Raw genomic sequence first — 15,116 nt, 5'->3', positions numbered from 1 at the left:
TTGAACAATGGCTGAAGCTAAGGTTATTCTTACCAAGTCCGTCAATCATCTGGGTCACCCGGGCGACGTCGTGACCGTCAAGGCCGGTTACGCTCGTAACTACCTGATTCCGCAAGGCCTCGCCTTTGCTTGGTCCAAGAACGCTGCTGCTCAGATTGAGTCCATGAAGCGCGCTCGTCTGGCCAAGGCCGTCGCCACCCGCGAAGAGGCTGTTGCCGCCAAGGGTCTGATCGAGGGCTCCGTCGTTGAAATCGCTGCCAAGGTCTCCGAGTCCGGCAAGCTGTTCGGTGGCATTTCCGCCGACAAGATCGCCATCGCTCTGTCTTCCAAGGCTGCCGTCAACCCGAAGAACATCACCGTGGATCCGATCAAGACCACCGGCGAGTTCGCTGCGACCGTCGCTCTGCACCCGGAAATCACCGCTTCCTTCACCGTGAAGGTTGTCGCTGAGTGATTTCGGCCCCATTCATCGAGACTGCATTCGTTGCAGCCATGATGAATGACTTCAGACTGAGATACGTCTGAGCTTAAGCATGGAAAATCCCTCTGCACCAGCTGAAAACAGTTGTGCAGGGGGATTTTCATATTTGATAGCCATTGTCATCAAGCGTGACTGCGACCTTGCCATCCTTGCTGGTCGTCAACGACTTCACACCATTGACATGCGCGTTCGCAATGATCGCTTTATCGGGTTTGACGACGCTGTTGGAAAGCAGTTTGCGCTGATTTTTGTTCACTTGAGGATCGGCAATGCTGCCGGGCTTAGGAAAATTGTGAAGAAATTGTAATTTCCAGCCTTGCCCGCGATGGTCGAGTGGGAAATACGATGGTTGGATCACGTTTTTCTGTGACTTCCGTAATATGCTGAAATCGTTGGAAAATAGCGGTTTTATAATCGCGACACGCCGAGAGTTGCATTCTTCTCGATTCTGAGTATATTTACTTCTCGTGCTCAGCGAGAACAAAACCTCGCAAGACCAACGCCCCTTTAGCTCAGTTGGTTAGAGCAGCTGACTCTTAATCAGCGTGTCCAGGGTTCGAATCCCTGAGGGGGCACAGATGAAACCTTGGAACTCCGGTTCCAAGGTTTTTTGTTTTTTCGATTTCTGCATGGCCGTCCGGCGGGTTATAGGCCAAAATGTGTGTCTGTCCGTGGCTTAGTCGGGGATGCCGTGGTATTCGGAGGGACGGTGGAGCAGGCAGTGCTGCACCCGGGTGGACGGCCAGATCTCGCGCAGCGCCTTGAGTGCGCCGTCCCCGCCGTCCCCGCCGTCGCACACCGCCGCCAGCGGCGGCGCGATCCTGGACAACAGCGACGACCAGGCCGTGCCTGTCTCGCTCCTCGCCACGTGCCATCCGACCACGTGGCCGCCGGAGACTGCGATGAGCATGACTGCGTCGCGGTGCAGGTGGATGCCGTCATCGCCGCGGCCCGGGCGGGCAGAGGAAAAGCCCGGCTGTGCGGCCGGTCTTAAGAGAGAAGAGAGAAGAAGGGTTCAGTTATCCGGCCCTGCGGCCGTGGTTCCATAGAACAACGCGAGTCTCGGCATGATGTGGGTGTTGGCTGGGAGTTGCATGGGAACCCGGTGTTCCTTCAGGGCTCATTGCCTGTTTTTGAAGAAGGCGAAGAGCTGGTTGTCGTGTATGACAGTGATGGCGGTGATGGTGCCGATCTGGGCGGTGATGAGGGCTGCGGTGAGTGCGGGTAGTTGTATGGCGGTCAGGGTCAGGGCGTTGGCGTGCCCGCTTGTCCATCGAGCCGTGGTGTAGACGGTGGCGGTGGCGGCGAGGATGGCGGGCAGGGTCCATGCGAGTGTTTCGAGTATGCCGGTAGCGAGGATGCCTTGGCGTGGCAGTCCCATGTGCAGGCTGTCGGCTATTTCGATGCGTCGTGCGCGTGTGGCCGTCAAGGCGATGACGAACGCGGCGATGGGGGTGATGGCGAGCATGATGCGGGTGGTTCGCTGCCGGTAGCGGTTGTCGAGGTCGGGGTTGGTACCGAGCAAGGTGTTGGCTTGTTTGGTCTGGGTGGCGGGCGCGGTTCCGGGTATGGCGGCGGTGTTGAGCAGGTCCTCGGCGTCAGGGTTGGCGGGGTCGATGGTGGCCCAGCATTCGTCCCATTGCTGGCCTGTGTCGATGGGGGTGGGGGTGATGATCGCGTAGGAGGGTCGTTGGTCGCGGCTGTCGTCGGCCCAGGGGAAGACCGCGCTGATGTGCATGATGCCTTGGGTGGTGGGCAGGTCGTCTCCCTCGCGCGCGTGGAGGGTGGCGGCGAGTTGACTGGAGATCCATACGCCGGGTCGGGTCTGCTGTGTCGCGCCGATGCCGAGCACGTTCGCGAGTCCCGGTGTGGCCTGCCATGCGTCCAAGGGCGCGGATGGCATGGCGGTCAGGGTGATTTCCCCGCTGCTTTTGAGTGCGCCTGCCGCTTGGATGGGGGTTGTGCGGGTGTGATCGCGGGTGGTACCAGTGGCTTGGGTGAGGTCGGCGCAGGTGATGGGGTCGATCTGTTTGTTGCCGGAGATGATGTGGATGGCGGCGGCGCTGGTGGCCCATTGGCGTGATTCGTGTTGCAGGGCGAGGATACCGGTCAGGTCGAATATGGCGGTGCCGGCGGCGATGAGGGTGAGTATGGTGGCGCAGGTGAGGGCGCGGGTGGTGCCGGTGGCGATGTTGCGCCATGCTTCGGACAGGATGGCGGTCGGTTTCATCGTGTGTCGTCCTTGGTGTCAGGGGTGGGGTTCGGGTTGTGCCATGCGAGGTCGATGACGCGGGTGCAGGCGGCCCGGGTGTTGGGGTCGTGGGTGGCAATGACGACGATCGCGTCGCCTTGGGCGAGTCCGGTGAGGGTGGCGTCGATGTCGTTGGCGGTGCGTTGGTCGAGTTGGGCGGTGGGTTCATCCACGAGGAGCAGGTCGGGTCTGCTGGCGATGGCGCGTGCGAGCATGAGGCGCTGGGCCTCGCCTCCGGACAGTTCGCGGAACTCGCGTGCGGCGACTTTGGTCAGGTGGAACGTGCTCATGATAGCGATGGCCTCGTCTTCGGCATGTGTGCGGCTGATGCCTTGGCCGAGCAGGGGTTGGACGACGTGGTCAATGGCGGTACGTCGCGGCATGCCGTGGGGGTTCTGGAACACCCAGCGCACGCGGTTGATCCTGCTGCGGCGGATGGTGCCTTCCGTAGGTGTCTCGAATCCGGCGATGACGGACAGGAGGGTGGATTTTCCGGAGCCGGATGGCCCGCACAGGCCGACGGCCTCGCCGGTGGTAAGGGTGAAGTCGAGGTCGCGGAACAGCCAGGGGTCATCTGCGAACCGGTGGCCCACGTGCCTGCCAGTGACCGACGGGGGCCCGCCATCTTGAGGCTGCATGGCGGGGGTTTGTGGTCGCGTGGGTGCGGGATTGGCGACCATCTCCAGGGGTGTGATGCTGGTTTTCACGCTCGTCCTCCTTGTGTCAGTGTTGTGTTTCGGTGGGGCATTGGACTTTGTCGAGTTTGTGGCCGAGCACGACTTTGTCGATGGAGGCGTCGGCTTGTTCGGGTTGGACGAGGGTGGCTCCGAGCGCGGAGCCGATAACGGTGACGGGGATGGCCTGTTTGCCGTCTGACGAGACGCAGGCGTGGGTGCCGTTCTGGCCGGTGATGGCAGAGGGCGGGACCTTGGTCGTGTCGATGGGCTGCTCGAGCGCGAGTGTGGCGGTGGGTTTCTTGCCGCCTTGGTCGGCGAGGGTGGTTTTGTAGCCGTCGCTGGCCTGGATCTGGTCGAGGAATTTCTGGTCGCTGATCCTGCCGCCGGTCTTACCGATGCCGTCGGCGTCGAGGCTGGTCTTGACGCCGAAGAGCGTGAACGTGCGTTTGCCTTCGCTCAGGTTCGCGGGTGTGGGGAAGGTGACGGCGATCAGCTGGCCGCCGGTCTTCATGATCTCGGCACCATCCGCCAGGCTCATGTTCAGGCCGGCTGTGCATTGGGTGGGCGTGGCGGACGTCTGGGGCAGCCACGCCACGTCGGCGGGCCCGATTCTGCCGTCGGGATTGGTTTTGCCAGCCCGGGAGAATAGTTGTCTGACGCCGTCCGCGGTGCGCCACCCGTAGGTGCCGTTGCCTTCGGCGTTGTAGCCGAGGCGGGCGAGTTCCTGTTGCAGGGCGAGCACGTCGGGCCCGCTGTCGCCGGTACCGATCTCGCGGTAGAGGGGCGTGTCGGTGTGCAGGGCGATGATGGGCCTGCCGTCCACGGACAGCAGGCGTGTGCCGGATTCGAACGTCTGCCCGGGCGTGCATAGGGTCTCACTGACGGTGCCGGCCGCGCGTGAGGTGATTGGCTGTTCGGCGATGGTCTCGAACGAGGCTTCGACGGTGCGTTCGTCGGCGAACTGCTGTCGGCTGGCTGTGACGGTGTCGGGGCTCGTGGGCGAGGCCAGCCCGTCGGGCGTAGGCGTGGGAATGATCAACGCGGTGGCGAGCACGCCCGCGGACAGCATGCCCAGTCCGGTCAGTATCAGTGGGGTCAGGATTCTTGTCTTCATCGGGTCGGTTCCTTTCGTCGGGGTCCGGGGGTTTATCAGCCGATGTTGACGGCGAGGCCGGCCCCGGCGAAGCAAGACTGGGCCGCGTCCGACGAGGCATCGAAGGTTAGCCCCTTGGACGTGCCGTCCTTACTTAGCGCGTTTTCGAGTTTGCGTCCGGTGTAGGCCTTGTCAACGAGGTTGCCTTTCTTCAGGCATTCCACGGCGGTCTCGTACGGGTCGGCTAAGAGCCCGGGGTTGCCCTGCTGGAGCTGGTAGATGGATTCGATGACCTTGCTGACGCCTTCGGAGCAGGTGTTGGACGTCTCCATGTACTTGTTCACCTCAGCATCGGTCGATGGTACCGGCGTCACTCCGGTGGTCTGGTAGAGCCCGTTGGACAGTTTGCGGGTCTGTTCCCGCCAGCCGTTCTCGGCCATGCACGCGGCCTGCTTGTCGTGCGCGGTCTCGTAGTCCTCGGCGCTGATCCTGCCGGTCTTCTTGGCCCGTTGGAGCACATCGCGTTCGAACTGGCTGAGTGTGTCCTTGGCGAGGTACTGGTCGAACAGTGCGTCCATGCTCGGAGCGATCCTCGCCCCCGACGCCTGTGTATCACCGACATCGGTCCCGCCCCAGGGAGTGGAGCAGGCCGTTAGCGAGGCGAGCAGTCCCATGCAGGACAGCAATACGGCCGCCCTGCGCAATGCCGTGGGGCGTGCGGTCGATGATGATGGTGTGATGGTCATGATGGTCTTCCTTCCATCGGCTGATGCTGGTCTGTTCATCTGGTGTTGAAGTCTGGATCGTGGTAGTCTGGCACCTTGGCTTGGCATTCCCTGATGGCCTTGTCCCGCTCTCCGTCCTCGGATCCCGATGATGCCGATCCCGAGTCGTCGCCCGTCCACTGGAGCGCGACCCAGTCGCCGTCCATGATCTGCGCGGGCATGCCTGCGGATGCAAGGCAGTCGCGGTACGCTTCGGCGGCCTGTTTCGAGGCCGGGCTCGCGTCCTGCAGCGCATCGTCGCTCTGGCTGTCGGTCTTCGGAACCGCCTCCCGCGACGCTGACGCGGACGAAGCGCCGGATGAGTGTGACGGCTGTTGGCCGCATGCCGACAGCGGTACGAGCGTCATGGCGGCTAGCGCCGCGGCCGCCGCCAGTCTGAGAACGGATGTGGTTCGCATGTGTTCCTCCTCTGCACGGGTTCGTGGTTGTCGAGACGATGCTTGGCTCGGCGGTTGCCGGACGATGCCCATTACAGCCGGCGCACCGTGTGCGGTGGGTGCGTGTCGCGCTCACCTAACGCACACCCACGTCGAGCACAATGGGGGAACGGATACGATTGCATGGAGGGCGTGCGGGGAATCGGAGGCGACGAGAATATGGCGAGGATCTTGATCATTGAGGACGACGCCGACCTGTCGGCCGTGCTCGATGACTGTCTCAGACACGAGGGGTACGCGACTGACCTGGCCGCGACCGGCATCGAGGCGTTGGACCGCCTCTCGCAGGGAACGTACGACGTGATGCTCCTCGACCGCGACCTGCCTGTGCTCTCCGGCGACGAGGTCATGCGCACTGTCGACCGGCTGCGCATCCCCGTGCGCACGCTCATGCTCACCGCCGCTGGAAGCGTCGAGGACCGCGTGCGGGGACTCGACCTGGGGGCCGACGACTATCTGGCCAAGCCGTTCGCCTACCCCGAGCTCCTCGCCCGCATCCGCGCGCTCCTGCGCCGCGGCGGGGCGGACGACGCGCCCACCATACTCTCTCGGGGTCGCCTGAGCGTGGATACCGTCAGACGGCTCGCCTACGCCGACGGACAACCCCTCGACCTCGCGCCCCGCGAATACGCGCTCCTGGAGGAGCTGTTGCGTGCCGACGGCGGCTGGACCGCCACCACCGTCCTGCTCGAATCGCTCTGGCCGGCCGAATCGCACGGCCAGCCAGACCTCGTCAAGACCGCCGTGCACTCGCTGCGTCGCAAACTGCCCGACTCCACGCTCATCGCGTCCTCACGCGGGAAGGGATACCGCATACCATGACTGCCGCACCATCCTCCGCCGGACGGGCGGAGCGCCCCGCAAGGCGACATGCATGCAAGCCCGCCAGCTTTCGCACCCGCCTCGCCGTCGGTGTGGGCCTGCTCCTGCTCGGCATGCTTCTGGCCGTGATTCTCATCCAGAACATCTCGCTCGACTGGGCGTTTCAGCACCAGGTCGATACCATTTCCACCGGCGGCGGGACGGCCGCCCCCACGACGACACCAACCGAATCTGACGGGGTGTCGGGCACCGCCGAATCCTGCGACGCGGACCCCTGCACTGCGACCGGCACCATACCCACTGACGGCACACGATCCGGGACTGAGGGCGTGGTGCTCACCGTCAGGGACAACGTCGTGCAATGGATGCGCTACGGGTCACTAGCTGTGTTCGCCATGGCCGCGCTCCTGACCATGCTCCTCGTGTGGAGGCTGTCGGGACGGCTCACCGCGCGGCTCGACTCCATCAGCTGCCAAGCCGCCAGCCTCGACCCCGAACACCCCTCCACGCGCATCCACCTCGACAATCCGGACGCCGAGACCGCAAGCCTCGCCGCCTCGCTCAACGCCATGCTGGAGCGCATCGAGCAGACCAACGACCTGCAACGTTCGTTCATCCGCAACGCCGGTCACGAGCTAAGGACCCCGATCACCGTCATCGGCACTAGCCTCGAAGCGCTCATGGCCCAGGATCGTTTCCCCGACGACGTCAAACCTGCTATCCACCACGCCATCGCAGCGAACCGCAGAAGCGGCGAGCTCATCACCAGCCTGCTCGAACTCTCCCGTATCCAGACTGCCCCCGACACGCGACACGAACCCACCAGCCCGGCCGGTGCCATACGCGCCGCGCTCCGCAACCACGCTGGACAAGCCCGCCTGCGCCACCTGATCATCGACGCCCGGGGACTCGACAGCCACGACGGCACTACCATCGACACGGATCCCCGCTACCTCGCCCTCGCCGTTGACAACCTCATCCGCAACGCTATCGTCCACAACACTGACCACGGCACCATCACCTGCGCCATCCACACCGGCCACGGGCAGACCGCCATCACCATCGACAACACCACGAAACCATTTATGGACCCCACGGACGCGACGGATCTCCTCCAGCCGTTCCACCGCGGCGACGCCACCCGTATGGCCGACCAGCCCGGCCATGGTCTCGGCCTGTCCATCGCCAAGGCATGTACCGACATCATCGGAGCCACACTCACCATCGGCCGGCCCACACCGGACATATTCCATGCGGCAATCACGTTCGGGGAGTACTCCGCCGGATGAGTTGAACGAATCCACGGCAATGGATATCCTGAGAAACGTTTTGACTTGATGGTCAACAGAATGCGAGGGTTCTCATGGACAACGCGGAACGAAGGCGCAGGACTCGTGAGGCCCTGCTGGAGGCGGCCGCTCAGGAATTCGAAGCGTACGGATACGAGAAAACCACCCTGCAGGGCGTCGCAGACCGTCTCGGACTGACGCGAGGCACGGTGCTGTTCCATTTCCATACGAAGGAAGCCTTGCGCGATACCCTCGTTGCATGGTGTGATGAGCGCCTGTGCGCGACCATGGCGGGCAGCGACGGCCGGGGCGGGTGCATACACATGCTCACGAAAGTCGCCGACCTGCACCATGAGGACGCGAGAATACGTGCCGGACTGCTGCTGTACGATGAAGAGGCACGACGGGGAGTTAAAAGCCGCATGGAATGGGAGGAGTCTCTCGAAGTCTGCTTGAAGGCCACTCTCGGAAACGACCCGAGCGAGATGCCGGGGATCCAGGTCGGAGCCGTGGCCGACATGTACGTCGCCATTATGCGTTCTAATCGGTGGAAGGACGAGCGGCAGCTTCACCAGGCCCTTGGTTTCCTGTTCTCATTGACCGGTCTGAAGGATGCGGAGAAACGGTCTGATAGCGCCTCATAAGAAACGCATATGGCCAGAATCATCAAAAATATTGACTGACTGTTCAGTCAATATCTATTATGGGAGTGTCAACCAGAAAGGTTGTCGAAAACCAAGTGGAAGGGAACTCCTATGAACACTATGACCAAGAGCAGGATCGGTCTGCTGGGCAAAACCGGAACAATCGTCGCGGCGGCAGCGGCCATGATGGCCTTCACCGTCCCTGCGGCCAACGCAGCCGGAACCTATGTCCTCCACGCCGGCACCGACTACGCCCTGGCCCAGACCTGGACCAACGGCGGAACTCAAGGCCGATCCTACGCGCAGCATGGCAAGCGCGTAGCGAGTACCGGATGGACACTCCAATCCAGTCGCGCCTACGCCGATGACGGCTACTCGACCAGCCACCACGCTCAGGTCTGGTTCCGCTAAGCTCGGAAACATGCATTGAGGAGGCGAGCTTTTGCTCGTCTCCTTTTTTCTATTACCGAATCCGGAAACGGCCTTGCTTTTGTGCAGCGGGCAACGAAGCTCTTCTGCCCGTCGCTATCCTGCTGGTTTTCCCTGACGATGGGTGTCAATGGAGGCCGTCGTGGATTTGTTGAATCAGGTGCTTCAGTTATTTGTCAGGTTCGCCACGATTGATGGTGGCCTGTGGCTGGTGTGTTTGGGGCATACCCTCGTTGAGGGAGAAGGCCGGTAGTCGGGTCAGGGGAAGGAGCGTGCCGCCATGTCTGGCGTCAAAATCGGTAAGGTCTCTGGGGACAAGCGGCACGGGAGGACGGCCGGGAATAGGCGGTCGGGGACCGGCGTGTGTCATGTTCGTCGAAGGAACTGCTTGGCTATGATTCGCTGTCCAGCGGAATCGCGTATCTGGGCGTGATGTCGGCGACTTTCGGATGTTCCAATGAGGGAAGAAAATGAGAGCAATCCGCTCTCAGGTTCCGTTTCGATGACCCGGCCAAGGGGTGCCATCGGATTTACGGTATCCGGGGATGAATTCGTTCTGCATAAAATCGCCAAATGTAATCTGAAACGTAGCTTTGGCCTTAGCCCGTTCGGTCGTGAATCCATTGTTTGATACCCTTTTCATGCATGATGACGAGCTTATGCCCCTCAGCGAGCCGCCGGCATGTCTCCGCTTTGAATTCCGGTTTGAACTGACGTTGTACTTTCTTACTGGGATCGATCGGGTTCTTATATCGGAACTGTCACGCATACAGTTGCTCGGCGGAATCCAATCCTGCTATGACCGATTCCCACTTGTTCCGGGGCTCGTCCCGCGTGGGTGGAGTTCCTCCTCCTTGTAGTTCTGACTGACCGATTGGACCTAGACCTATTGCTCACCTCGGAAGTACTTCTGCCCGTGTCGGCTTTCGCACCTAAAAATGCACCTACATGCTTTTCCATTACAAGCTCTTTCGGTGTTCCCGCGTTGCGCTACTTCACATACGTCTCTGCAGGACCAGGAATGATTCAGAGAAAAGAAAAGGCGAGGAATTCCCCGCCAGCATCATAGGAAAAGGGTGGCTACCTTACTGGCGACTAGGTTTACGAATAACGATGGTCAGGAACCCGAATGACAGGATGCCGTTGGCCAGTGTGAGTACATCTGCTTGGCCGCAAGTATGGGGATTGGCGGTGTCTGTTGCCTGCAACTTGATATGTCCGAATCCCTGAGGGGGCACAGTTAAAGCCTTGGAACTCCGGTTCCAAGGCTTTTTTGTTTTCCGATTTCCGTATGACTGTCCGGCAAGCCGACGGCCTGTCAAGCCTTTTTGTGCTCGACTTCCAGTGTGGGGAGTAGTGTTGGACGCTGTTGTCCGCCGAGAGCGGAATCGACATCAATCTGATTCTTACAGAGAAGAAGCAATAGAGGAAACAGCAGTGGAATACTCGACTTTTGTCAAACTTGCGGCCGAATTCTTCGGTACCGCCATTCTGATGATCTTCGGCAACGGCGCTGTCGCGAACGTTGAACTGAAGAACACCAAGGGCCACCATGCAGGCTGGCTGAACATCGCCATGGGCTATGGCTTCGGCGTGATGTTCCCGGTGCTCATGTTCGGTGGCGTTTCCGGCGCGCACATCAACCCGGCCATGACCATCGCCCAGGCGGTGAACGGCCTGTTCGACTGGAATCTGGTGCTGCCGTACATCATCGCTCAGCTGCTCGGCGCCGCAGTCGGTCAGCTCGTGGTATACATCACCTACTATCCGCACTATAAGGACACCGAAGACGCCGACGCCATCCTCGGCACTTTCTGCACCACCGACGCTCACAACGATCGTGTGAACTACTTCGTCAACGAGTTCTTCGGCACCCTCGTGCTCGTGGTCGGCGCACTGTGCTGCCTGTCCCTGCCGTGGGGTGAGGAAGACCATGCTGCCGCATCCATCGCGGTTGGTTTCATTGTGTGGGGTCTCGTGACCTCCATGGGTGGTCCGACCGGTCCTGGCCTGAACCCGGCCCGCGATCTCATGCCGCGACTGCTGCACGCCATCCTGCCGATTCCATCCAAGGGCTCCTCCCGCTGGGACGAGGCTTGGATTCCGGTCGTCGCCCCGATTCTGGGCGCCATCATCGGTGTGGCCATGTTTAAGTTGTTTGTCTGATCGCCTGCGGTCGTCCGTGATTTGTTTGTCTGACCGTCACATAAGTTGCGCTTGACGTATAAGAACTGACATGCAAAGCCTGTTTTCCTCGGAATTTTTCTGGTTCGAGGAAAGCGGGCTTTTTGCATGCCTACTATCGGCTGGCAGTGTTGCCGTGGACGAGATATCCTGCCGCCTATATGACAGCAGGATAAGACTGCGGAATAAGCGGAAATAAGACCGCGGAACGTGGCTACAGGTCGAAATACGCGTTGAACTCGTTTTGATCGAGCACGCGATCCGAAGTGTTGGCGCGAACGGCGCTCCAACTGAATTCGCCAAGCGCTTCGGCGGCGTTCATGGGCTGCGGTTTGGTATGTTCCGGATCGCCTTGCAATCCGAGCAGCCATGCGCAATAGCCGATGATCTGTTGCGCGGTGACGCCGTGCGCCGTGAGAATACCGAGATCGAGCGAGCGTTCGCGTTTGGCGAGGCGTTGTCCGGCCGCGTTGTCGATAAGGGGCAGATGCGCGTATGAGATGGTTGCTTCGGTGGGTTCAGAAGGCTGAAATCCCGCGGAGATAAGGGCTTTGCGGATATAGATCTGCAAAGCGTTGGAACGAAGCAGGTCGCGGCCGCGCACAATATCGGTGATACCCATGTCAAGATCGTCCACGGTGACGGCCAGCTGATAGGAGTAGATGCCGTCCGATCGGCGGACGATGGTGTCGCCGATGTCTTGGGCGATGTTGTAATGCTGGTTGCCGAACACTTCGTCATGAAAGACGATGGTGGTGTCGGTGGTGGCGATGCGCAGCGAATGGCGGTCGCCGTTGGCGAGGCGTTGCTTCACGCGCTGCGGATCGTTGGTGATGAGTCGGTGGCATGTTCCCGGATATACGGTGAAACGGTCGCCTTCCTGCGGTGCCGACGCGGCGCGGATGTCGGCTCGCGAGCAGAAGCAGGGGTAGATGAGCGGCGTTGTGCCGGGGGCTTTTATGGTGTTGCTTGCGGTAGTGCCATAGGGGTCGGAATCGTTGGGACCGATGCCGATAGTGCTGATAGTATCGTTGATTTCGTCAATGTTGAGGTTGCTGAGAAGATTGAGCGCTTCCCGATATAGGGTGTGTCGCGCCGATTGAAACACTGGTTCGCCATCCCAGTCGAGACCGAGCCAGTCGAGGTCGTGCATCATGGTTTCGGCGGCGCCGGGAACGACCCTCGGCTCATCGATGTCTTCAATGCGCAATCGTATGAAATCGCCTGTTTTGCGGGCGGAAAGCCACGCTCCAAGCATGGCGTAGACGTTGCCGATGTGCATGCGGCCTGATGGGGTGGGTGCGAATCGGCCGGTCATGGTGGCTCCTTTGGTGCATCGATGGTGACAGTATGCAACTGTACATGCTGGGGCTCGTTCAGGTTTAGCGTAGAGCGATTCGGGTGGCGCAAGCCCCCATACCATCGCGTGTGAGGTGATAGTATATGCCGTTCGGATACTTTCGTTTGCGAAGGTAATCTGCGAGCGCGAAAAAAGGTATTCCGTTTTGTCGAGTGAATGGGGTCGATATGACGAAAAGGCAGTTTAGCAATACGGAGGTCGAGTATCTTCGTGCGTTGCCGGCGGTTGAGTCGGTTACGCAGAACAGGATCACGTATTCGCGTGATTTTCAAATCAGCTGCATGCGCAGATATTTGGATGGCGAGAGACCGAGTTCGATTTTCACGTCGGCTGGATTGAGCCCTGCGATTGTCGGTCGCAAGCGTGTGGAGCGTAATATCGCGCGCTGGAAGGCGGATCCGGATATCATGGCCGCTGCGAAAAGCGGAGGCTCGTCGGGGCCGTTGTCTTCCGAGACGCGCGAACGACTGGTGTCTGTGCAGTTGGGGCAGATTCGATCGTTGACGTGTCAGGTGCTTGAGCTGAAGGATCGCATTGACACTTTGGAACAGCAATTGAAAGAAATACAGGGATGAAGTGCGATATCCGAAAAAATAAAGAAAAGATGTTTTTTCGGCGCGTGTTTAGTAAAACTTGCATATAGTGGTTGTCGGACGGAGTCTTTGAAGTCCCCCTTCTACTGCCGTCCGTTTTATTAGCCCGTACGGATATCGGTCGCTTTATCACTTCACTTCAGACCGTCGTACGGGCTTCTTCTTACTCTGGTAGAGGTAGTTGGGATTGAATATAAGAGGCTGAATATGACCGCATACATGGATCATAAGAATCTTGCCAATGAGGTGATCGACGACGTGCGCGCCGTGCAGATCGCCGATGGCGTTCATCGCGTGTTGGATCGTATCGCGTCGGCCGAGCAGCATGCCGGTCGTGACGCGGGTTCCGTGCGCCTGCTTGCTGCTACGAAGACGCGCGATGTGGGCGAGATCATGGCGGCGATCGACGCGGGCGTGCGCATGATCGGCGAGAATCGTCCGCAGGAAGTGACGGCGAAGGCCGAAGGATTGATGGCGCGTTGCGCGGAACGCGGGTTTGCGTTGGGTGTTGCCGGCGATTCCGGCATCGCGTCCGCTTCAGACGATTCCGAAGTCGCTTGCGAGCGCATTCCGTTCCATTTGATCGGCCAGTTGCAAAGCAATAAGATCGGCAAGGTGCTGCCGGTCGTCAACGCCATCGAATCGGTTGATTCCCTTGATTTGGCGGAAAAAATCTCACGTAGGGCGGTGGCGCGCGGCGTCACCGTGGGCGTGCTGCTGGAAGTCAACGAATCGGGCGAGGCGTCGAAATCCGGTTGCAATCCGGCGTATGCCATTCGCGTCGCGCAGAAAATCGGCACATTGGACGGGCTTGAATTGCAAGGGCTGATGACTATCGGCGCGCATGTGAGCGACGAAACCGCCATTCGCCGGGGATTCGAACATCTGCGTAGAACCCGCGATCATATTCTCGAATCGGGGGAGCCTGGCACGCAGTCCTGCCGTGAACTGTCGATGGGTATGACCGGCGACATGGAACTCGCGATTGCGGAAGGATCCACTATCGTGCGCGTTGGCACCGCGATTTTCGGCGAGCGTGCTTTTATCTGACGTTTTCTTCCTGTGACGGGCTGTCGCATGATGTGATGGCCCGTTTTTTTTTGATGTTTTTGATTGTCGGGCGTTGCATGTCGATGATATGAACGATTCGACGATTGTTGCGGGTAGACTGGCAAGCATGAGAATCGCACGTTTTTCGCATAATGATGTACCGCAATACGCTTTCGTGCAGACCGACGAAAGCGACGGCAAGGACTATCTCGTAGCGCTTGAGGGGCATCCTCTGGCCGGGGCCGGCGTGAAGCCGACTGGCGAGCGTTTTCCGGTGGACGGCGATGGCATCCGTCTGCTCTCTCCGGTGATTCCGTCGAAGGTGTATGGCCTGGCCAAGAATTATGAGGCGCACGCGCAGTTCATGCATGAAGCCGGCCATTCCGACATCAAGCATGCTCCGGAAGACATGGTGATCTTCTCCAAACCGAGCACGTCGGTGATTGGTCCGGATGATCCGATCGTGATTCCGTCATATTCGAACGACATGAATTTCGAGCCGGAAGTGGCCGTGGTGATGGGCCGCATCGCCAAGAACGTGCCGGTCGAACAGGCCATGGACTATGTGTTGGGCTTCACCTGCGTGAATGACGTGACATTGCGTGATTTGCAGGGGCTTGACCCGATGTGGACGCGCGCGAAGGGCTTCGACACGTCCTGCCCGCTTGGCCCGTGGATCGTGACCCGTGACGACTTGGATTGGAAGGATGCGAAGATCTCCTTCACGTTGAATGGCGAGGACGTTGAGCTGGCTTCCGGCACCACGGCGAACCTGATTCACGGCATTCCCGAGCAGATCGCCGCGATTTCCAGCTTTACGACGCTGCTGCCGGGCGATGTGATTCTAACGGGCACTCCGAACGCTTCCGGCCATCTTGATCCGGGCGACGAGGCGATCGTGCACGTCGAAGGCATTGGCAGCCTGCGCAATGTGGTAGTGCGCGGTTGATTGTCGATTGACATATTGCGGATATGAAGGCCGTCACCTTTCGTGGGTGGCGGCCTTTTCGTGTTTTCACGA

General features: G+C 60.2%; 16 protein-coding genes, 1 tRNA gene and 1 pseudogene. 10 read left to right on the top strand and 8 right to left on the bottom strand.

All coding sequences use genetic code 11. From position 1 onward, the window contains the following. Nucleotides 1–7 precede the first annotated feature (7 nt). Nucleotides 8–454, top strand: a complete 447-nt coding sequence (rplI, locus tag AH68_RS08915) for a 50S ribosomal protein L9 (protein WP_033501466.1) — start codon at nucleotides 8–10, stop codon at nucleotides 452–454. Nucleotides 455–581: 127 nt separating this feature from the next. Here the strand turns inward: rplI and AH68_RS08910 are convergent, their stop codons facing one another. Then, nucleotides 582–839 carry a hypothetical protein gene (locus AH68_RS08910; RefSeq protein WP_039199337.1) on the bottom strand — a complete coding sequence of 86 codons (258 nt, stop codon included), beginning with the start codon at nucleotides 837–839 and terminating at the stop codon, nucleotides 582–584. A gap of 143 nt (nucleotides 840–982) precedes the next feature. On the opposite strand from AH68_RS08910, the gene AH68_RS08905 reads away from it, so the two are divergent. Beyond that, a tRNA-Lys gene (locus AH68_RS08905) sits at nucleotides 983–1,056 on the top strand. Between the two features lie 134 nt (nucleotides 1,057–1,190). Here the strand turns inward: AH68_RS08905 and AH68_RS08900 are convergent. The 6 genes and pseudogenes from AH68_RS08900 to AH68_RS08875 all read right to left on the bottom strand — a co-directional run. After that, nucleotides 1,191–1,421, bottom strand: a pseudogene (locus AH68_RS08900) (IS256 family transposase); the annotation flags it as partial. Between the two features lie 180 nt (nucleotides 1,422–1,601). After that, nucleotides 1,602–2,711 carry a hypothetical protein gene (locus AH68_RS08895; RefSeq protein ID WP_039199332.1) on the bottom strand — a complete coding sequence of 370 codons (1,110 nt, stop codon included), beginning with the start codon at nucleotides 2,709–2,711 and terminating at the stop codon, nucleotides 1,602–1,604. After that, a complete protein-coding gene (locus AH68_RS08890) occupies nucleotides 2,708–3,439 on the bottom strand; it encodes an ABC transporter ATP-binding protein (RefSeq protein ID WP_039199330.1) in 732 nt (243 codons plus the stop codon). Before AH68_RS08890 ends, AH68_RS08895 begins: the two co-directional genes overlap by 4 nt. Before the next feature lie 16 nt (nucleotides 3,440–3,455). Next, complete coding sequence (locus AH68_RS08885) at nucleotides 3,456–4,523, bottom strand: peptidoglycan-binding protein (RefSeq protein WP_039199329.1); 1,068 nt, start codon at nucleotides 4,521–4,523, stop codon at nucleotides 3,456–3,458. A 35-nt stretch (nucleotides 4,524–4,558) separates the two neighbouring features. Next, nucleotides 4,559–5,287, bottom strand: a complete 729-nt coding sequence (locus AH68_RS08880; RefSeq protein ID WP_236682401.1) for a hypothetical protein — start codon at nucleotides 5,285–5,287, stop codon at nucleotides 4,559–4,561. Beyond that, nucleotides 5,284–5,685, bottom strand: a complete 402-nt coding sequence (locus AH68_RS08875) for a hypothetical protein (protein WP_039199325.1) — start codon at nucleotides 5,683–5,685, stop codon at nucleotides 5,284–5,286. Before AH68_RS08875 ends, AH68_RS08880 begins: the two co-directional genes overlap by 4 nt. A 198-nt stretch (nucleotides 5,686–5,883) precedes the next feature. Here AH68_RS08875 and AH68_RS08870 point away from each other — a divergent pair, with 198 nt between their 5' ends. From AH68_RS08870 to AH68_RS08850, 5 genes are all read left to right on the top strand, one after another. Then, nucleotides 5,884–6,546, top strand: coding sequence for a response regulator transcription factor (locus AH68_RS08870; RefSeq protein ID WP_039200039.1), 663 nt, complete (start codon nucleotides 5,884–5,886; stop codon nucleotides 6,544–6,546). Beyond that, nucleotides 6,543–7,835, top strand: a complete 1,293-nt coding sequence (locus AH68_RS08865) for a sensor histidine kinase (protein WP_039199323.1) — start codon at nucleotides 6,543–6,545, stop codon at nucleotides 7,833–7,835. The genes AH68_RS08870 and AH68_RS08865 overlap by 4 nt, the downstream gene beginning before the upstream one ends. 74 nt (nucleotides 7,836–7,909) lie before the next feature. Beyond that, nucleotides 7,910–8,479 carry a helix-turn-helix domain-containing protein gene (locus AH68_RS08860; RefSeq protein WP_039199322.1) on the top strand — a complete coding sequence of 190 codons (570 nt, stop codon included), beginning with the start codon at nucleotides 7,910–7,912 and terminating at the stop codon, nucleotides 8,477–8,479. Between the two features lie 111 nt (nucleotides 8,480–8,590). Further along, complete coding sequence (locus tag AH68_RS08855) at nucleotides 8,591–8,890, top strand: hypothetical protein (RefSeq protein WP_039199320.1); 300 nt, start codon at nucleotides 8,591–8,593, stop codon at nucleotides 8,888–8,890. Between the two features lie 1,455 nt (nucleotides 8,891–10,345). Beyond that, nucleotides 10,346–11,074, top strand: coding sequence for an MIP/aquaporin family protein (locus AH68_RS08850; RefSeq protein WP_039199317.1), 729 nt, complete (start codon nucleotides 10,346–10,348; stop codon nucleotides 11,072–11,074). Between the two features lie 232 nt (nucleotides 11,075–11,306). Here the strand turns inward: AH68_RS08850 and AH68_RS08845 are convergent, their stop codons facing one another. Further along, nucleotides 11,307–12,410 carry a glutamyl-Q tRNA(Asp) synthetase gene (locus AH68_RS08845; RefSeq protein ID WP_039199315.1) on the bottom strand — a complete coding sequence of 368 codons (1,104 nt, stop codon included), beginning with the start codon at nucleotides 12,408–12,410 and terminating at the stop codon, nucleotides 11,307–11,309. Nucleotides 12,411–12,619: 209 nt separating this feature from the next. Here AH68_RS08845 and AH68_RS08840 point away from each other — a divergent pair, with 209 nt between their 5' ends. The 3 genes from AH68_RS08840 to AH68_RS08830 all read left to right on the top strand — a co-directional run bounded on the left by AH68_RS08840 (nucleotide 12,620) and on the right by AH68_RS08830 (nucleotide 15,044). After that, nucleotides 12,620–13,027 carry an HTH domain-containing protein gene (locus AH68_RS08840; protein ID WP_039199313.1) on the top strand — a complete coding sequence of 136 codons (408 nt, stop codon included), beginning with the start codon at nucleotides 12,620–12,622 and terminating at the stop codon, nucleotides 13,025–13,027. 225 nt (nucleotides 13,028–13,252) lie between these two features. After that, entirely contained in the window at nucleotides 13,253–14,095 is an 843-nt protein-coding gene (locus AH68_RS08835) for a YggS family pyridoxal phosphate-dependent enzyme (protein WP_039199311.1), read from the top strand. Nucleotides 14,096–14,222: 127 nt separating this feature from the next. After that, nucleotides 14,223–15,044: a fumarylacetoacetate hydrolase family protein gene (locus tag AH68_RS08830; RefSeq protein WP_039199310.1), complete on the top strand. Its 822-nt coding sequence runs from the start codon at nucleotides 14,223–14,225 to the stop codon at nucleotides 15,042–15,044. The last annotated feature ends 72 nt before the right edge of the window (nucleotides 15,045–15,116 follow it).

The sequence above is a fragment of the Bifidobacterium catenulatum PV20-2 genome (genome assembly GCF_000800455.1).
GTDB classification, from domain to species: Bacteria; Actinomycetota; Actinomycetes; order Actinomycetales; family Bifidobacteriaceae; genus Bifidobacterium; species Bifidobacterium kashiwanohense_A.
Note: the sequence above shows the minus strand (reverse complement) of the source record. Positions and strands in the feature narration are given on the sequence as shown.